Here is a 17,703-nt window from a genome sequence, read left to right on the forward strand (position 1 = left end):
TTGCACAAACCTGCCCCGCGCTGGATGCCGCTCGCGCTGGTCGGTGCGGGTGCGCTGGCAGCAACCGGCTTCCAGCCGCTTGCGCTGTGGCCGTTCACGCTAGCGGCGCTGGCCTTCCTGATTGACCGGCTCGAGCAGGCCCGTTCGGCCCGCCGGGCGGCGCTGGCCGGATGGCTGTTCGGCCTCGGCTATTTCACGCTCGGCAACAACTGGATCGCCACAGCCTTCACCTACCAGGCCGCCATGCCGGCCTGGCTGGGGTGGATCGCGGTGGTGTTGCTGGCCGTGTACCTCGCGGTGTTCCCCGCGATTGCCGCATTCCTCGGCGTATGGCTGGCCCGGCGCTGGCGGGCGGCGCTGCTGCCTGCGTTCGCAGGATCGTGGATCATTGCGGAACTCCTGCGGGCCAGCGTGTTTACCGGCTTTGCGTGGAATCCGCTCGCGATGGTGGCGCTTGGCGGCTTCAACCGCCCCGGCCTTGCCGCGATTGCCCCGTGGACGGGGACGTATGCCCTGTCGGGGCTGGTGGTCCTGCTTGCAGGCTTGTGGCTCTTTGCATGGCGCGTGGCCAAGGCCTATCGGCTCTACGCAGCAGCGGTCATTGCCGCGTTCCCGGCAGGGCTGATGATTCTCCCCTTGCACGGAAGCGGCGGGGAAGGCCGCCTTGCCTACACGCTGGTCCAGCCTGATATCGGTCAGGACAGCATCAACGATCCCAGCCTCTATGAGAGCCAGTTCCAGCGCATCGCCCGGCTCTCGCTGCCCCGTAGCCCGGGTTCTGCACGCGTGGTGCTTTGGCCCGAAGGTGGGCTGCCCGACTATCTGCGGCCCGGCTATCCGCAGTTTTTCTACAATGCGACGACCTTCGCCGGGGACCCCGCGCTGGCGCGGCAGCGCATCGGGCGGCTGATCGGCCGCGGCAGCCTGCTGCTCACCGGGGCCACCGATCTCGTCGTGCAAGGCGGCGAGGTGGCCGCCGCGCGCAACGTGGTCACCGCATTGGGCGATGACGGCGCCATCCGCGGCAGCTACGCCAAGGCGCATCTGGTGCCTTACGGCGAATACCTGCCGATGCGCGCCTGGCTCGCCCCGCTTGGCCTTTCGCGGCTGGTTTCGGGCAGTCTCGATTTCCTCCCCGGCCCGGGTCCGCGCACGCTCGATATGGGCAGCTATGGCAACGTCGGCTTCCAGATCTGCTACGAGATTGTGTTTTCGGGTGAGGTGACCGAGCGCGCGCACCGGCCGGACTATATCTTCAATCCTTCGAACGACGGCTGGTTCGGCGCGTGGGGCCCGCCGCAACACCTCGCACAGGCCCGCATGCGCGCGATCGAGGAGGGCCTGCCCATCCTGCGCGCCACGACCACTGGAATCAGCGCAGTGATCGACGCCGATGGCGTGGTCCGCCAGTTCGTGCCGCGACTGACCCCGGGCCGGCTCGATGGCCTCGTGCCGCCGGCCCATTCGCCCACGTTGTTCGCCCGGCTCGGCAATCGGCTTGCGCTTGCCTGGGCGCTCTTGCTGCTGAGTGCTTCGCTCGTGGTTGCAAGGCGGCGCGGAGGACGCTAGGGAGGCCACATAAAGGATTCTTTATATCATATAGGAAGCCCCCATGCGCACCGACTACCTGTTCACGTCCGAAAGCGTTTCCGAAGGCCACCCGGACAAGGTTGCCGACCAGATCAGCGATGGCATCGTGGACCTGTTCCTTTCCAAGGACCCCGAGGCACGCATCGCTTGCGAGACGCTGACGACCACGCAGCTTGTGGTGCTGGCCGGCGAAATCCGCTGCAAGGGCGTCTACGAGGACGGCGCATGGGCCCCCGGCGCGCAGGAAGAGATCGAGCAGACCGTGCGCGATACGGTGAAGCGGATCGGCTATGAGCAGGACGGCTTCCACTGGGAGAAGTTCGAGTTCATCAACCGTCTGCACGGCCAGTCCGCGCACATCGCGCAGGGCGTCGATGCGGCTGACAACAAGGACGAAGGCGCCGGCGACCAGGGCATCATGTTTGGCTACGCGACCGACGAGACGCCCGATCTCATGCCCGCCACGCTTTACTACAGCCACAAGATCCTCGAGCGCATGGCCGCCGATCGCCATTCGGGCGCGGCTCCCTTCCTCGAGCCCGATGCCAAGAGCCAGGTCACGCTGCGTTACGAGGGCTCGCTGCCCGTCGCCGCCAGCGCGGTCGTCGTCTCGACCCAGCACGCAGCTGGTTATGACGAAGGCGAAAAGGAAGCCGAGCTCCACGCCTACGTGAAGCGCGTGATCGCCGACGTGATTCCGCCCGTGCTGCTGCGCGACACCAAGTACTACATCAACCCGACCGGCTCGTTCGAGATCGGCGGCCCTGATGGCGATGCCGGCCTCACCGGCCGCAAGATCATCGTCGACACCTACGGCGGCGCCAGCCCGCACGGCGGCGGCGCGTTCTCGGGCAAGGATCCGACCAAGGTCGACCGCTCGGCCGCCTATATCACCCGCTACCTCGCCAAGAACGTGGTTGCCTCGGGCCTCGCCACGCGCTGCACTATCCAGATCGCCTATGCCATCGGCGTTTCTGAGCCGCTCTCGCTCTATGTCGATACGCACGACACCGGCACCGTCGGCGATGACAAGATCGAGCAGGCGATCCTTGCGATCACCCGCCTCGGCGGCCTGACCCCGCGCGCGATCCGCACGCACCTTGGCCTCAACAAGCCGATCTACCAGCCGACCGCCGCCTATGGCCACTTCGGCCGCAAGGCGGATGGCGATTTCTTCCCGTGGGAACGCCTCGACCTCGTCGACGATCTCAAGGCTGCGTTCGCCTGATCAGGACATAGGGTCCGGGAGGCGCTGCCCCCGGCCCCCCGACAAGCGCAAGGCGCGAGGAGCTTTCGGCTCCTCGCGCCTTTGCTTTTACCCGAACATGCCCTTGCGCGGCCCGAGATAGCCGAACAGGTAGGCGCCGACCTTGCGCATCTGGATTTCCTCCGCGCCCTCGGTGATGCGGTAGCGGCGGTGGTGGCGGTAGATGTGCTCGAACGGCTTGTGGCGTGAATAGCCGATGCCGCCGTGAACCTGCATCGCCCGGTCCGCCGCTTCGCAGACGAGCCGGTTCGCCCAGTAATTGCACATCGAGACCTTGTCGGAGAGCTCGCGCTCGATGCGCTTGTGGCCGCCTTCCTCGGCTTCGAGGCGGTCCATTTCCCACGCTGTCTTGCGGATCAGCAGGCGCAGCATCTCGCACTGGGTGGCCAGCTCCACCAGCGGGAACTGGATTGCCTGGTTGCGCGCCAGCTCCTCGCCGAAGGGCTTGCGTTCACGCGCGTAGCGCACCGATTCCTCGATGCAGAACGTCGCGGCACCCAGCGATGAGGCGGCCTGCCGGATGCGGTTCTGGTGAACGAAGCTCTGCGCGATAGCGAGGCCGCCGCCCTCCGGCCCGAGCATCGCGCTTTCCGGTACCCAGACATTGGTGAGCGACAGGCGCGGGTGGTCCGTCGGCATGTTGAAGGTCCACATGTATTCCTCGATCACCAGCCCCGGCGAAGGGTTGGGCACAAGGAGGCAAGTGATGCCGCGCGCATTCCCGGGCTCGCCTTCGGTGCGCGCGAAGACCGCGCAGTGACTGGCGATGTGCATGCCGGTGATCCACATCTTCTCACCGTCGATCCGCCAGCCGGGCACGCCATCCCGTGTCTCGCGCACCGCGCGGGTTTCCATGTGAGTCGCGTCCGAGCCGTGGCGCGCTTCGGTAAGCCCGAACGAGACGCGGCGGGTGCGCGCGAAGCCGCCGAGGATGAATTCCTCCTGCTGCTCGGGCGTGCCGAAATGCTCGAACATGTTCACGAACGGGAAGTTCCCGACGATCGAATGCTCGTTCTGCAGATCATTGTGCAGACCGAGGCCCTTCTGCGTGAAGTGGTCGCGGATCACTGCCATCCAGAGGTTCTTGCCATCCTTGCCGCCGTACTTCTTGGGCGCGGAAAAGCGCCAGTGGCCGGCAGCGTCGGCGCGGCGAGTGGCCTCGATCAGCAGGGCTTCCCATTCGTGGCGCGGCAGGCCCTGATTCTCGAAATCGGTGCGCGCATATTCGCGGCGGTGATCGAAGAAGCGGATGTTGTCATCCGCCTGCTCGAGCGGCTTGATCTCGCTGTCGATGAAGGCATCGAGCTCGGCGAGATAATCGAGAAGCTCCTGCGGCAGATCGAAGTTCATTGCGTGCTCTCCCAGATGCGGCGCGCTTCACTGAGCGCAGGGTATTTCGGCATGTCGGCAGCCAGCGTATCGAGTGCGCGGCGGCGCAGTGCAGCGAGCAGGCCCGGTTCGGCCAAGGTGGTGCGCCCGGCCAGGATTGCCTCGCTCAGCGCCTTGTCGTGCGGGTTGGGGCGGCCAGCGAGTTCGCGGCGGACGATGCCCAGCGCGTTTTGCGCCACCGCCAGCTCGAACCGCTCGCGCCCGGCGGCCATGTGCGGCTTGACCGTGGCAGCCAGCCATTCGGACACGGCGGTGAGAATTTCGGCGGCGCTGGGCTCGCCTTCACCCGGCGCGGGCGGCGGAGTAGATGGCGGCAAGGGCCGCGCGCGCTCCGCCTCAGGGGCATCCGCTTCGAGCAGCAGCAGGAGATCGAGGTCCTGCTCGGCCGCGCGGCGCGCGACGACGACGCGTTCGAGCGAGCGGTCTGCGCCGCTGCGCCAGCCCCTGCCCATCGACAGCGCGGAGAGCGCCCACCACACCGTGCGGTAGACCAGCCAGAAGCGGAAGCGCGCCGGATCGAACCTCGTGCCACCAGCGGCTTCGTAGGCGCGCGCAAGGTCTTCGACCTGGCCGAGCCCGAAGCCGCGCTTGTCGAGGCGGCCAAAGCGCCAGACCGTCATGCAGCCGAACGCCAGATCCTCGTGCGGATCCCCGAGGTGGGCGAGTTCCCAATCGAGCACGGCGGACAGGCGCTCGCCCTCGACCATGATATTCCCGATCCGCAGATCCCCGTGCAGCACGGCAAGCGGCGCAGGCGCGGGCAGATGGGCGCGCAGCCACGCCAGACCAAGCGCGATGGGCGGCCGGTCGCCCCCTGCTTCGGCGAATTGCGCCGCGAGCGCTTCGACCCCGGCGGCGGGTTCCAGCACGGGCAGGAACGGCAGCGCGGCAGGATCGAGCGCATGGACCCCCGCCATCGCGGCGGCGATTTCGCCGAGGAGCGCAGGCGGAGAGGACAAGGCGTTATCGGGATCGGGCGAGCCGGGCACGCAGCGCATGATGAAGCCGAGGCCGAGATCGTCATCCGGGACCAGTTCGGCCACCACTTCCGGGGCCGGCACGCCGCCGGCGCGCGCGCAGCGAATCACCGCGGCTTCCTTGGCCATGTCGAGTTGGCGATTGGCGACCCATTCTTCCGAAGGCGCACGGCGCAGGACGAAAGCTTCCCCACCGGTTTCGAAGCGCCAGCTCTGCATGTTGGCGCCGCCGGACAGCCGCAGCAGGCCCGTGACCGGTCCCGGCCAGCCCGCGCGCGTCATTACGCGTGCCAGCCCCTCGGCCAAGCCTTCGGCCAGCCCATTGGCCAGCGTTTGCTGCGCCTCTGCTGTCATCCGCTCCTCTTGCCCGCTTATGACCGGGCTATTCGCTTTGCGCTGGTGTCCGCCACTATCATTAATCGCGCGGTTAATGTCCAGCGCCCGGTTGGCACGAAGGCTGTGTACGGCAGGCCGCACGCCACGCGCGACCATCTGCCAAGACGGCACTTGCGGCGGAATCACAATCAGTTAGGCTGCTAATGGATCCTAAACGGGTTCTGGGCTAAGGGGCGGCATGGCTTCCGTTGACAAGAGAATGAGCAAGTGGATCGCAGCTGCGCTGTGGTGCGCCGCGCCGTTGCTGCTTGTCGCCGCGCCGGCAGATGCCCGTCCCGCCACCAGCCTGCAGAACGCGCGCGATGCCGCGATCGAGAGCCAGGTCTCTGCCATCGTCGCACAAGGGCGAGGCCGCATCGGTGTTGCCGCAGTTGATCTCGATGGCGGCGGACAGATCCTGATCAATGGCGACATGCCGTTCCCGATGGCCAGCACGGCAAAGATTGCCGTCGCCGCCACGTACCTTTCCGGCGTGGAGCAGGGCCGGCTGCGGCTCGACCAGCAGTTCCCGATGATGCTGCCCGTCGCCGAATCCGCCAATACGCGCGGTGCGGTCGCGGCAGTCCGCCCCGGCATGGTCATGTCGGCGCAGAGCTTGATGGAGCTTTCCATCACGCGCAGTAACAACAACGCGACCGATGGCCTGATCGCTGCAGTTGGCGGGATTGGCGCTGTCAATGCCTGGCTCAGCCGCACCGGCATCACCGGCCAACACCTCGATCACACCATGGCAACGCTGGTGCGCGACGATGGCCGGGTCAATCCGGTGACCACGATCGACACCCGCACCAGCAGCACGCCGCGTGCAATGGTTTCTCTGCTCGCCGCGATCGATCGCGGCGGCGCACTGAGCCCCGAAAGCCGTGCGGTGCTGCTCGATACCATGACCCGCACCAGCACCGGCCGGAACCGCATCCGCAGCGGGCTGCCCGAAGGCGTGGTCTTCGCGCACAAGACAGGCACGCTCGCCGGGGTGACCGATGATGTCGGGATCGTGCGCCTGCCCGATGGCCGGCACCTTGCCATGGCCATCTTCGTGACCGGCCCGGAAGGCCACACCACCCACGCCGGCATGATCGCGCAGATCGCCCGCGTGCTCTACGACGGGTTCAGCCAGCCGCCGCTGCCCAGCAGCTTCGAGACCGCGCGCCGCTGATTTTCCTGGAACGCTGACGGCTTGCCGCGCTCGCTGCGCGTTCCCCTTTGCCGCGCGCGCCATCCGCACAAAGAGAAGGGGCGCGATCGCCAAAGCGATCACGCCCCTCTATCTCTATCAAACCCTTGCGGGGTTGATTACATCTTCGCGGCTTCGCTCGAAGCGTCAGCAGCCGGAGCCGAAGCGTCTTCCGAAGCAGGAGCCGAAGCATCCATAGCAGCGTCGGTCGATTCCATAGCGGCTTCGGTGGCGGGGGCTTCAGGAGCCTTTTCCGAGCAACCGGCGAGAGCGAAGGCAGTGCCGGCGACTGCGGCGAGGAGGAGCTTGCGCATGCGTTACAATCCCTGGATTGAAGTGGACCGCGCCGGGCCCGCAGCCCGCCGCAAAGCCTACTCTGGCGGTAGACTTCTCGCCCCAATTAATCGGCAATTCACCTGCTTGCAAGTCTTAGGAGCAGCAAAGCCGTCATAGACCAGTTATATATCTGAATATAAAGTATTTTTGCCGTGCCCCCGAAGGCCTCGTGAAGGGATTCGCGTGCAATGAATCATCACCCTATTGCTGCAGCGCCGCAACATCGGGCGCTTTCGCTGGCGGGGTCGAGGCGCTACCACGGCGGTCATGGACACCTCAGCGCAGCCTGCAACGCCGCCCCAGCGTCATCTCTATCTGATCGACGGTTCGGCCTATATCTTCCGCGCCTATCACCGGCTGCCGCCGCTGACCAATCCGGCGGGCGTGCCGGTGGGCGCGGTCTATGGCTATACCACCATGCTGTGGAGGCTCGCGGAAGACCTCCATAAGGCAGACGGGCCGACGCACCTTGCGGTGATCCTCGACAAGGGTTCGATCACGTTCCGCAATGCACTTTATGACCAATACAAGGCGAACCGGCCGCCGCCGCCCGAGGACCTTGTCCCGCAGTTCCCGCTGATCCGCGATGCGACGCGCGCGTTCAGCCTGGCCTGCATCGAGGAAGAGGGCCTCGAAGCCGACGATCTCATCGCATCCTATGCGCGCGCGGCGGCCTTGCAGGGCTGGAACGTAACGATTGTCTCATCGGACAAGGACCTGATGCAGCTGGTCGGCCGCAAGACCGAGGCCGGCGGCTATGTCGACATGCTCGATACGATGAAGAATCAGCGGATCGACTTGCCCGAAGTCATGGAGAAGTTCGGAGTCGAACCTGAGCGCGTGGGTGACGTGCTGGCGCTGATGGGCGATGCGGTCGACAACGTGCCCGGCATTCGCGGCATCGGGCCCAAGACGGCGACGAAGCTGATCCAGGAGCACGGCACGCTGGAAGGCGCACTGGCCGCCGCACCCGCGATGAAGCCGGGCAAATTGCGCGACAGCCTGATCGAGCAGGCCGACATGGCGCGCCTTTCGCGCCAGCTGGTGCAGCTCAAGGAGGATTGCTCGCTGCCGCTGCCGCTCGAGTCCTTTGAGTTGACCGCGATCCCGCCCGAACCGCTCGCCGCGTTTCTGGGCGAGCACGGCTTCACCAGCCTGCTGCGCAAGCTGGGCTCCGCACCTGCGGAGGCTCCCGCTTCGCCGGGCACACCGACCGCCGCGCCGGGCGGGGCCGCAGAGACCCGGCAGAGCCTGCCCACCTGGCCCGCCATCGATACCAGTGGCTATCGCTGCCTGCAGACGCTGGACGATATCGCCGAGTGGGTGAAGCGCGCCATGGCCGCGCGCGTGGTTGCAGTCGATACCGAGACCAGCGCGCTCGATGCGATGCAGGCAGATCTGGTCGGCGTCAGTCTCGCGCTGGGGCCAGGCGATGCCTGCTACATCCCGCTCGGTCACCGCGGCAGCGACATGTTTGCCGAGGCGCCCGTGCAGGCCCCGCGCGACGCAGCGCTGGCGCTGCTGAAGCCGCTGCTTGAAAGCGACGCCGTCCTCAAGATCGGCCAGAACATCAAGTACGATATCAACGTGCTGGCGCGGTACGGCGTGATGGTATCACCCATCGACGATACCATGGTGATGAGCTTCTGCCTCGATGCGGGACGCAGCGAGGCGGGCGTCGGCGGGCATGGCATGGACGAGCTGGCGGAGCGCCTGCTCGGCCACACGACGATAGCCTTCAAGGACGTCTGCGGCACCGGCAAGAAGGCGATTTCCTTCGCCGAAGTGCCGCTTGCCGATGCAACGCGCTATGCCGCCGAGGACGCCGAGGTCACCTGGCGGCTCCACGCGTTGCTGGCCCCGCGTCTTGCCGAAGAGGGCGGCACGCGCATCTACGAACGCGTCGACCGGCCGCTGGTGCCGGTGGTTGCGGGCATGGAGCGCAACGGCATCCGCGTCGACCGCGAGCGCCTCGCGGCGCTTTCGGCGCAGTTTGCCGAGACCATCGCGCGGCTCGAAACCGTGATCCACGAAAAGGCCGGCCAGCCCTTCACCATCGGCAGCCCCAAGCAGCTGGGTGAAATCCTGTTCGACAAGCTCGGCTACAAGGGCGGCAAGAAGGGCAAGACCGGGCAATATTCCACCGATCAGTCGGTGCTCGAAGGCCTTGCCGCACAAGGGGCCGAGGTGGCTACGCTGGTGCTGGAATGGCGCCAGCTCTCGAAGCTCAAATCGACTTATACCGATGCACTGCAAGCCGCGATCAACCCGGCGACGGGCCGCGTCCACACCAGCTACAGCCTGGTGGGCGCGCAGACGGGGCGGCTATCCTCGAACGATCCCAACCTGCAGAACATCCCGATCCGCACCGAGATCGGCCGCCAGATCCGTGAGGCCTTCGTGGCCGAGCCCGGAAACGTTCTGCTGGCGGCGGACTATAGCCAGATCGAGCTGCGGCTCGCGGCGCACATGGCTGATGTGCCTGCGCTCAAGGAGGCTTTTGCCGGCGGCGAGGACATCCATTCGCGCACCGCGATGGAACTGTTCGGCACGGTCGACCGGGATACGCGCGGGCGAGCCAAGACGATCAACTTCGCGATCCTCTACGGCATCAGCCGCTGGGGCCTTGCCGGCCGGCTCGGCGTGAGTGCGGAAGAAGCGCAGGCGATGATCGACCGCTACTTCGAGCGCTTCCCCGGCATTCAGCGCTACATCCACGAAACGCTCGAGAACGTGCGCACGCAGGGTTATTCGGAGACGCTGTTTGGCCGCAAGACGTGGTTCCCGCGCATCAATTCGAAAAACCAGGCCGAACGGCAGGGCAGCGAGCGCGCCGCGATCAACGCGCCGATTCAGGGCACTAGCGCCGATATCATCAAGCGCGCGATGGCGCGGATGATGCCGGCGCTGCACGACGCGGGGCTGGGACACGTGCGCATGCTGCTGCAGGTACACGACGAACTGGTGTTCGAACTGCCCGAGGCCGATGTCGCGGCGGCGAAACCGGTGATCGAGGCCGTGATGGCAAGCGCGGCGGAACCGGCGGTCAAGCTCACCGTGCCGCTGGGCGTGGAGATCGGCACCGGCCCAAGCTGGGGCGCGGCGCACTGAGCCCAGCTCACTCCATCGGGACGAAGGGCTTGATATCCTTGGTCCGCAGCCAGAGCATTTCCTCGTTGGGCACCGAATTGGTCAGCGCGTAGAGCCCCTCGGCATTCGCGGCGCTGAGGCCCATTTCACGGTAGTAATCGAGGTAGATCTTGTTGGCCGGGGCATCGGGCGCGAAATCGCCCGGCTGGTGGCCGCTTTCGTCCTTCCATGCGTGGACGCCGAATTCGGCATCGGGCGCGGCGTGGCGGCTGGTGCCGGCGAGGAAGATCTCGACCCCGCCTGAACGGACCGAGCCGCCCGAAGGCACATCAGTCGTCAGGCCCTGCCTGCGGATCAGCCGGCCGAGCGCGAGGTTCGCGCCGTCATCGGACGTCCCCGGGCAGTCTACCAATTCGAGCACGCGGATGCCGGGGTGCGCCTGCAGCATGCCCCTGAACTCAGCCGGGGCAGTGCTGTCGACCTCACCCACCAGCGCGGCGTGTCCGGCGTCGACGACCGCAAACGGACCGAAACGCGGCAGTCCGGCAATCGCCCTGGCGATCCGCTGGCTGCGCGGCTCCTCGACCACGGTCTGCGTGGTGGTCACCTCGGTCCATTTGGTCCCGTGCGAATCGACCCAGGTACGTGTCGCCACCTGCTGCGCGGCAAGCGGAGCCGCGCCGGCGATGCTGAGCAGCAATGCGCAGGCGATTCGGTTCATGATGGACATATTGTCCATCGAAGCTTGCCATTTATCCAGCGAAACACGGTAAATCGCGTTTAACGCCTTTTGCGTCCGATTTGGCGCGACCGCCGACCTGCCCCTATCCCCTGCGAAGACCCGCCCTTAGGCTGCTGCGCTGCCCGGGAGTTCGTATGGTCGCGCTGGTATCAACGGTTGCCTATCTGGGGCTGGAAGCGCGAGCCGTCGAAGTGCAGTGCCAGATCGCGCCCGGCCTGCCAGCCTTTCGTGTCGTCGGCCTGCCCGACAAGGCGGTCGGCGAAAGCCGTGAGCGGGTGCATTCCGCGCTTGCCGCGCTCGGCCTTGCGCTGCCGCCCAAGCGGATCACCGTAAACCTTTCGCCTGCCGATTTGCCCAAGGAAGGCTCGCACTACGATCTGCCCATTGCGCTGGCGCTGCTGGCGGCGATGGGCGTGGTCGATCTGGAAGCGATCGCGGAATACGTCGCGGTCGGCGAACTCGCGCTCGATGGCCGCGTGATCGCCAGCCCTGGCGTGCTGCTGGCGGCGCTGCATGCCAGCGGCATCGAGAAAGGGCTGATCTGCCCCGCCGCACAGGGCGCAGAAGCGCGCTGGGCCAGCGGGGTGGAGATCGTCGCTGCGCCCGATCTCATCAGCCTGCTCAACCATCTCAAGGGCACGCTGCGGCTGCCCGTGCCCGAACCGGGCGAAGTGGACCCGCCCCAGCGCCGGGCCGATCTCAAGCAGGTCAAAGGGCAGGAAACCGCCAAGCGCGCGCTGGAGATCGCGGCGGCGGGCGGGCACAACCTCCTGATGATCGGCCCGCCGGGTGCGGGCAAATCGCTGATGGCTTCGTGCCTGCCGGGCATCCTTCCCGAATTGACACCGTCCGAGGCGCTTGAGGCCTCGCTGGTCGCTTCGGTGGCGGGGCTGCTGGAGGAAGGCCGCATCAGCCGTGCGCGCCCGTTCCGCAGCCCGCACCACTCCGCCTCGATGGCAGCGCTGACAGGGGGCGGGCTGAAGGTGCGGCCCGGTGAAGTCAGCCTTGCGCATCTCGGCGTGCTGTTCCTTGATGAACTGCCCGAATTCCAGCGCGCCGTGCTCGATTCGCTGCGCCAGCCGCTGGAGACGGGCGAAGTCACTGTCGCGCGCGCCAATGCCCATGTGACGTTCCCGGCGCGGGTCCAGCTCATCGCCGCAATGAACCCCTGCCGCTGCGGGCATCTGGGCGATCCGGCGCTGGGCTGCAGCCGCGCGCCGCGCTGCGCGGGGGATTATCAGTCCAAGGTCTCGGGCCCGCTGCTCGACCGCATCGATCTGCATGTCGAAGTCGATCCCGTTTCGGCCGCCGATCTCGCCCTGCCCCCGCCGGCGGAGGGATCGGACGCAGTTGCCGCGCGGGTGGCCGCAGCGCGCCGCGTGCAAACAGCGCGGCTGGAGGGAAGCGGGCGGCGCACCAATGCGGAGCTGGAGGGTGATCTCCTCGAACAGTACGCTACGCCGGATGAACCGGGCCGCAAGCTGCTGGCACAAGCGGCAGAAGCCATGCGCCTCTCCGCACGCGGCTACACCCGCATGCTGCGCGTGGCGCGCACGATTGCGGATCTGGCGGGAACCGATACGGTGGGGCGCGTGCACGTCGCCGAAGCGCTCAGCTATCGGCGGATCGCGCCGCGGGCCTAAGGGTGGAGGTTTCATGAGGAAGCGCAATGCGGCCGTTCTCGTCGTGTTGGTCCTGACCTTGATGGGAAGCTCGACCATGGCCGGCGCGGCAAGCCGGGCTGGCGGCTTGGCCAATGCGCACCTGGCGCGGGTGAAGCCCGGCACGAAACGCTTCTTCTACCGGATGGGGGAAACTGCAGGTTGTCCGGCTTTGACGGACCGGTGCCGCAGGAAGGGCTACGTGCTGCCGGGGGACGTCCTCCTCGCCTGGGGATCGAGCGGGGCCTTCACCTCCGTGGAGTTTGTCACGCCGAATGGCCAGCACAGTGCAGGTGCGATCGAAACAGCTTCGCTTGAACCCGTTTCAGCTGAGGCGGCACCGCCGCTTTCGGCATGGATTGGCGAATGGACCCGCGACTCCGAGGCGCACATCGGGATCAAGGCCATCGGAGGTGGCAATCGCCTTGCGGTAACAGGTAACGCACTATGGGGAAGCAAGGATCCCGTGCGCGTCAGGAACGGCGGGATCAACGATGGCGAGTTGGACGGCGCCTTTGTTCCCAGCGGCGCATGGGGCGGCGTTCTGGAAAGCGGTGCCGAGCGGGTGGACTGGCAGCGCGCCTTCCCGTTCAATTCCGAGGACAGCTATGACTGCCGGGTGCAGTTACGGCTGGTCGGCCCCTACCTCCTCGTCAATGATGACGAGAACCATTGCGGAGGGGTCAACGTGACATTCTCAGGCGTCTATCGCAAATAATCGCGCTTCAGCGGCCCGCCATCGCCTTCGCCTTCGCCAGATATGTCCGGCCGATCCGCAGCAATTCGCCGTCCGCCAACTGGGCCGACCACACCCCTAACCCATCATGCTTCAACCCCGCAATCCGGTCGCGCCGCACGATGGTCGAGCGGTGGAGGCGGATGAAGCGTTCCGGGTCGAGCCGGTCTTCCAGCCGCTGGATCGTGTGGAGCAGCAGGTAGCTGCGGGTGCCGACATTCAGGCGCACATAGTCGCGCTCGGCGTCGATGCGGTCGATGTCGCCCGCGGCGATGCGGATCAGTTCGCTGCGGTGGGGGACCCAGAATTCCTCGATCCACGGGCTTTCAACGGCCGGCTCTGACAGTGCCGGGGCGGCAGTGTCGCGCCGCGCGAGGGCGCGGTCGACTGCGCGCTCCAGCCGGTCCTGCGCGACGGGCTTGAGCACGTAGTCCACCGCCTCGCAATCGAACGCCTCGACCGCAAAGTGATCGTGCGCGGTGACGAAGATCACGGCGGGGCGCGGCGACATCCCCACAAGGCCCCGCGCGACGCCGAGGCCATCGACTTCGGGCATCGTCATGTCGAGCAGCACGAGTTCCGGCGCCAGCGCCTCGCACAGGCGCAGCGCCGCCGCGCCGTCGCTCGCGGTGCCGACCACATTGAGCGCCGGGATACGCGCGCACAGGATCTGCATGCGCTCCACCGCGAGCGGTTCATCATCGACGATAAGCGTCCGCATCTGTCCCCCGGCTCCCATTCTCAATCGCAGCCCGACCGCACCAGCGGGATCGTGAGCACGGTGGCATAGCCGCCAGCCGGCAAGGCCCCGCTGTCCACGCCCGCCTCATCGCCGAAGCGCGCGGCCAGCCGGTTGCGCACGTTTTCGAGCCCGATCCCGGTGCCGCCATTCTGGCTCGTCTTGCCGGGCCCATCATCCGCGACCGTAAGCACCAGCTTGCCGCCTGCTTCCTGCGCGGCGATGCGGATGGTGACAGGCCGTGTGCTGACCGAAACGCCGTACTTGATCGAGTTTTCGACCAGCGGCTGAAGGATCATGCCGGGCACGCAGGCGTTCTCCAGCTCCGGCGGCACATCGAATTCGCAGACCAGCCGTTCCGGAAACCGCACCGCCTCGATCTCGAGATAGTGCCGCTGCAGCGCGATTTCGTCAGCCAGCGGGACGTCTGCCGTGGGATCGCCGGCAAGGCTGTGGCGATAGAAGCTCGAAATCGTCTGGATCATCTTCTCCGCCTGTTCGGCGCGGCCGACCATGACCAGTGCGGAGAGCGAATTGAGCGTGTTGAACAGGAAGTGCGGATTGACCTGATAGCGCAGCGAACGCAGCTCTGCCGCCTTGGCCGCGCGCTTGTATTCGCCCTCGCGCCGTTCGGACGCGCGCGCCATCTCGGCATTGCCAAGCGCGATGTAGAGCCCGGCCCAGGCGATCAGCAGGAAATAACGGCCAAGCGCGACATCGGTCAGCTGCTTCCAGAGGCCTTCGTCCTCGATCATCTTGCTGATGATCGCGCTGTGGAGCTGGCTATCGCCATCCGTGGCGGCCGGGGCCGGGGCCGGGGGCTGCACGGGAGCCGGGGCAGGCGTTGCACTCGCTGCCGGTGATGGCGTCGGCGTCGGCGCAGGCTTGGCCGGGGGCTGGACCACCGCACGGTGGCGGACAGGCTTCGGCTTGGCGGCGCGGGCCTCATGCTCCTTGACACCGCGCGCGCGGACTTCCTTCACCGCCGCGCCGACCGGCCCGGCGGGCGCGGGCGGCACGTCCTTTTCCGCGACCAACCCCGCATCGGCAAGGCTGCGCAGCACATTCCAGCGTACGGCATCGATAGCGGCAAGCCGTGCCTGCGCGGCCGAGCGCTGCGCGTCGCGCTGCGCCCGCTCCATCTCGCGCTGCGCCTCGGCGACTTCGCGCTGGGCATCGGCCAGTTCATCGGCAAGTTCATCGGCATGATCGGTATCGGTAGCGATCCGCCGGGAGCCGATCCGCACTTCGGCCGAGCCATCGCTGCGCTTGATGATGGAGACCCCGCCGGGCGCGGTGATCACGGCCTCGCCGCCATTACCGTCATCGCTGTCCGGGTCCTCGCCGGCTTCCGTGGCGGGCGCGGCCGGTGTCCTGGATGCAGACGGCGGGGCGGGCGGCGCCGGAGGGGCAGGCGGAGCAAGAGGTGCAGGCGGCGGCATGGGCGGCGGCGGATCGGCCACATCGATCAGCACATTGCCGGAAACATCATGCCGGACACGCACGGTCGGCATCGTCATATCCGCCGGCGCAGCGCCGGGTATGGCCGGCTGCCCGGCACGGAGCGCCTTTGCCGCCGCCTCGGCCTGCGCCTGCGCCGCACGAGCTTCGCGCTCGATGAGCTTCTTTTCCACGGGCGCGAAGCACTGCTGGTTGATCGCAGCGAGCGCGAGAGCGGCGGGGAGCATGATGACCAGCGCTGCGGCGATCCGCACGCCATTGCTGCGCCCATCGAACCGGCGCAGCACCGGCCAGGCCAGCAACGTGATCGCGATGCCCGCCAACGTGACGACCGCGCGGCGCCACAGCAGCTCGTTGAACTCGCCAAGATCGACCACGATCCCGCGCAAGGTGATCAGCAGGAAATAGGTGAGCCACAGCGCTGCCGCGGACAGGAACACGGCACGCGCGGGCACGTGTGGTCTTGCAGCAGCAATATCGGCAGGAACGGTGGCCATTCGGCTGCTTCTACGCCCAAGTGCCCGGCCTGCGCCAGCCGGATGGTCGAACCCGGTTGGCGGTTGGTCGAACGCCGAGGCGTTTACGAAACGCGCTGAAGAGAGTGTTTGGAAGTGCTACCGGCGATCAAGCCGGCAGCAATCCTTCGTCCGCAATCTTCTTCTTCCACACGAGCGGGGCGAGCTGGTGCACGTTCTGCCCGGTCGAATCGACCGCGACCGTCACCGGCATGTCCTCCACGGTGAATTCGTAGATCGCCTCCATGCCGAGATCGGCAAAGCCCACGACCTTCGACTGCTTGATCGCCCGGCTGACGAGATAGGCCGCACCCCCGACCGCCATGAGATAGGCGGACTTGTGCTTGGCGATCGAATCGGTCGCCGCAACGCCGCGCTCGGCCTTGCCGACCGAAGCGAGCAGGCCGAGGTTGAGCATCATGTCGGAGAACTTGTCCATGCGCGTGGCGGTGGTGGGGCCGGCCGGGCCAACGACCTCCTCGCGCACCGGATCGACCGGGCCGACATAGTAGATCACCCGGCCCTTGAAATCGACCGGCAGCGGCTCGCCCTTGGCCAGCATGTCGGCAATGCGCTTGTGCGCGGCATCGCGGCCGGTGAGCATCTTGCCATTTAGCAGCAGGCGGTCGCCCTGCTTCCAGCTCTGCACTTCCTCCGCCGTCAGTGTATCGAGATTGACGCGCTTGGCCGCCGCATCGGGCGTCCAGTGCACATCGGGCCATTCGTCGAGCCTGGGCGTCTCGAGGAAAGCGGGGCCCGATCCATCGAGGGTGAAGTGGGCATGGCGAGTGGCGGCGCAATTGGGGATCATGCCCACCGGCTTGCCCGCCGCGTGGCACGGCGCGTCGATGATCTTCACGTCGAGGATGGTCGAAAGCCCGCCAAGGCCCTGCGCGCCGATGCCGAGAGCGTTGACCTTGTCGAAGATCTCGATGCGCAGTGCCTCGATATCGTTCTGCGGCCCGCGCTGCTTCAACTGGGCCATGTCGATCGGCTCCATCAGAGCCTTCTTGGCGAGCAGCATGCAATGTTCCGCGGTGCCGCCGATGCCGATGCCGAGCATGCCCGGCGGGCACCAGCCCGCGCCCATCTGGGGTAGCATTTCCAGCACCCAGTCAACGATCGAATCGCTGGGGTTCATCATCTTGAACTTCGACTTGTTCTCGCTGCCGCCACCCTTGGCCGCGACATCGACGGAGACTGTATTGCCCTTCACCATCTCGACATTGAGAACGCAGGGGGTATTATCCTTCGTGTTGCGGCGGGTGAAAGCGGGATCGGCCAGCACCGAGGCGCGCAGCTTGTTGTCCGGATCGAGATAGGCACGGCGCACGCCTTCATCGACGACGTCCTGCAGGCTCTTGTCGCTTTCCAGCCGACAATCCTGGCCCCACTTCACAATGACATTGACGATCCCGGTGTCCTGGCAGATCGGCCGGTGGCCTTCAGCGCACATGCGGCTGTTCGTCAGGATCTGGGCGATCGCGTCTTTCGCGGCAGGCCCTTGCTCCGCCTCGTAGGCTTCACCCAGCGCGCGGATATAGTCCATCGGGTGGAAATAGCTGATATATTGCAGCGCGTCGGCCACGCTCTCGATGAGGTCTTCCTCCCGGATCGTTGTCATCGTCGT

The 17,703-nt window shown here is 66.7% G+C and carries 13 protein-coding genes; 6 read left to right on the forward strand and 7 right to left on the reverse strand.

Annotated features, from left to right (window positions below):
• Positions 1-24 precede the first annotated feature (24 nt).
• Complete coding sequence (gene lnt / locus ACO056_RS02125; protein ID WP_421855252.1) at positions 25-1,569, forward strand: apolipoprotein N-acyltransferase; 1,545 nt, start codon at positions 25-27, stop codon at positions 1,567-1,569.
• A gap of 43 nt (positions 1,570-1,612) precedes the next feature.
• Positions 1,613-2,818 carry a methionine adenosyltransferase gene (gene metK, locus ACO056_RS02130; RefSeq protein ID WP_421851140.1) on the forward strand — a complete coding sequence of 402 codons (1,206 nt, stop codon included), beginning with the start codon at positions 1,613-1,615 and terminating at the stop codon, positions 2,816-2,818.
• An 87-nt stretch (positions 2,819-2,905) separates the two neighbouring features.
• Here metK and ACO056_RS02135 read toward each other — a convergent pair whose 3' ends face one another.
• Together ACO056_RS02135 and ACO056_RS02140 are read right to left on the reverse strand one after the other, a co-directional pair.
• Positions 2,906-4,207: an acyl-CoA dehydrogenase family protein gene (locus ACO056_RS02135; RefSeq protein WP_421851143.1), complete on the reverse strand. Its 1,302-nt coding sequence runs from the start codon at positions 4,205-4,207 to the stop codon at positions 2,906-2,908.
• Positions 4,204-5,577: a phosphotransferase gene (locus ACO056_RS02140; RefSeq protein WP_421851146.1), complete on the reverse strand. Its 1,374-nt coding sequence runs from the start codon at positions 5,575-5,577 to the stop codon at positions 4,204-4,206. The genes ACO056_RS02135 and ACO056_RS02140 overlap by 4 nt, the downstream gene beginning before the upstream one ends.
• 241 nt (positions 5,578-5,818) lie before the next feature.
• Between ACO056_RS02140 and ACO056_RS02145 the strand changes: the two genes are divergently transcribed.
• Positions 5,819-6,775 carry a serine hydrolase gene (locus tag ACO056_RS02145; protein WP_421851149.1) on the forward strand — a complete coding sequence of 319 codons (957 nt, stop codon included), beginning with the start codon at positions 5,819-5,821 and terminating at the stop codon, positions 6,773-6,775.
• A gap of 137 nt (positions 6,776-6,912) precedes the next feature.
• Here the strand turns inward: ACO056_RS02145 and ACO056_RS02150 are convergent, their stop codons facing one another.
• Positions 6,913-7,107: a hypothetical protein gene (locus tag ACO056_RS02150; protein WP_421851151.1), complete on the reverse strand. Its 195-nt coding sequence runs from the start codon at positions 7,105-7,107 to the stop codon at positions 6,913-6,915.
• Between the two features lie 289 nt (positions 7,108-7,396).
• On the opposite strand from ACO056_RS02150, the gene polA reads away from it, so the two are divergent.
• Entirely contained in the window at positions 7,397-10,240 is a 2,844-nt protein-coding gene (polA, locus tag ACO056_RS02155; RefSeq protein ID WP_421851153.1) for a DNA polymerase I, read from the forward strand.
• Positions 10,241-10,247: 7 nt separating this feature from the next.
• On the opposite strand, the gene ACO056_RS02160 is transcribed toward polA, so the two are convergent.
• On the reverse strand, positions 10,248-10,940 hold the full coding sequence (locus ACO056_RS02160; protein WP_421851156.1) for a hypothetical protein: 693 nt from the start codon (positions 10,938-10,940) through the stop codon (positions 10,248-10,250).
• A 155-nt stretch (positions 10,941-11,095) separates the two neighbouring features.
• Here ACO056_RS02160 and ACO056_RS02165 point away from each other — a divergent pair, with 155 nt between their 5' ends.
• Positions 11,096-12,604: a YifB family Mg chelatase-like AAA ATPase gene (locus ACO056_RS02165; RefSeq protein WP_421851159.1), complete on the forward strand. Its 1,509-nt coding sequence runs from the start codon at positions 11,096-11,098 to the stop codon at positions 12,602-12,604.
• Between the two features lie 13 nt (positions 12,605-12,617).
• On the forward strand, positions 12,618-13,340 hold the full coding sequence (locus tag ACO056_RS02170; protein WP_421851162.1) for a hypothetical protein: 723 nt from the start codon (positions 12,618-12,620) through the stop codon (positions 13,338-13,340).
• 7 nt (positions 13,341-13,347) lie between these two features.
• Here ACO056_RS02170 and ACO056_RS02175 read toward each other — a convergent pair whose 3' ends face one another.
• The 3 genes from ACO056_RS02175 to ACO056_RS02185 all read right to left on the reverse strand — a co-directional run bounded on the left by ACO056_RS02175 (position 13,348) and on the right by ACO056_RS02185 (position 17,697).
• Positions 13,348-14,079 (reverse strand): LytR/AlgR family response regulator transcription factor, encoded by a 732-nt coding sequence (locus tag ACO056_RS02175; RefSeq protein ID WP_421851165.1) that lies wholly within the window; start codon positions 14,077-14,079, stop codon positions 13,348-13,350.
• A gap of 20 nt (positions 14,080-14,099) precedes the next feature.
• Positions 14,100-16,055, reverse strand: a complete 1,956-nt coding sequence (locus tag ACO056_RS02180; protein ID WP_421851168.1) for a histidine kinase — start codon at positions 16,053-16,055, stop codon at positions 14,100-14,102.
• A 127-nt stretch (positions 16,056-16,182) separates the two neighbouring features.
• The gene (locus ACO056_RS02185) at positions 16,183-17,697 is read right to left on the reverse strand and encodes a fumarate hydratase (protein ID WP_421851170.1); all 1,515 of its coding nucleotides are present in this window, start codon (positions 17,695-17,697) and stop codon (positions 16,183-16,185) included.
• Positions 17,698-17,703 lie beyond the last annotated feature (6 nt).

The sequence above is a fragment of the Novosphingobium sp. genome (genome assembly GCF_965228995.1).
In the GTDB taxonomy this organism is placed as follows: Bacteria; Pseudomonadota; Alphaproteobacteria; order Sphingomonadales; family Sphingomonadaceae; genus Novosphingobium.

What these genes read in the sequence shown, in the direction of transcription:
- ACO056_RS02170 (WP_421851162.1), top strand. Translation starts at nt 12,618, where the DNA reads ATGAGGAAGCGCAATGCGGCCGTTCTCGTCGTGTTGGTCCTGACCTTG.
- lnt (WP_421855252.1), top strand. Translation starts at nt 25, where the DNA reads ATGCCGCTCGCGCTGGTCGGTGCGGGTGCGCTGGCAGCAACCGGCTTC.
- ACO056_RS02160 (WP_421851156.1), bottom strand. Translation starts at nt 10,940, where the DNA reads ATGAACCGAATCGCCTGCGCATTGCTGCTCAGCATCGCCGGCGCGGCT.
- ACO056_RS02135 (WP_421851143.1), bottom strand. Translation starts at nt 4,207, where the DNA reads ATGAACTTCGATCTGCCGCAGGAGCTTCTCGATTATCTCGCCGAGCTC.
- ACO056_RS02140 (WP_421851146.1), bottom strand. Translation starts at nt 5,577, where the DNA reads ATGACAGCAGAGGCGCAGCAAACGCTGGCCAATGGGCTGGCCGAAGGC.
- ACO056_RS02150 (WP_421851151.1), bottom strand. Translation starts at nt 7,107, where the DNA reads ATGCGCAAGCTCCTCCTCGCCGCAGTCGCCGGCACTGCCTTCGCTCTC.
- ACO056_RS02145 (WP_421851149.1), top strand. Translation starts at nt 5,819, where the DNA reads ATGAGCAAGTGGATCGCAGCTGCGCTGTGGTGCGCCGCGCCGTTGCTG.
- ACO056_RS02185 (WP_421851170.1), bottom strand. Translation starts at nt 17,697, where the DNA reads ATGACAACGATCCGGGAGGAAGACCTCATCGAGAGCGTGGCCGACGCG.
- metK (WP_421851140.1), top strand. Translation starts at nt 1,613, where the DNA reads ATGCGCACCGACTACCTGTTCACGTCCGAAAGCGTTTCCGAAGGCCAC.
- polA (WP_421851153.1), top strand. Translation starts at nt 7,397, where the DNA reads ATGGACACCTCAGCGCAGCCTGCAACGCCGCCCCAGCGTCATCTCTAT.
- ACO056_RS02165 (WP_421851159.1), top strand. Translation starts at nt 11,096, where the DNA reads ATGGTCGCGCTGGTATCAACGGTTGCCTATCTGGGGCTGGAAGCGCGA.
- ACO056_RS02180 (WP_421851168.1), bottom strand. Translation starts at nt 16,055, where the DNA reads ATGGCCACCGTTCCTGCCGATATTGCTGCTGCAAGACCACACGTGCCC.
- ACO056_RS02175 (WP_421851165.1), bottom strand. Translation starts at nt 14,079, where the DNA reads ATGCGGACGCTTATCGTCGATGATGAACCGCTCGCGGTGGAGCGCATG.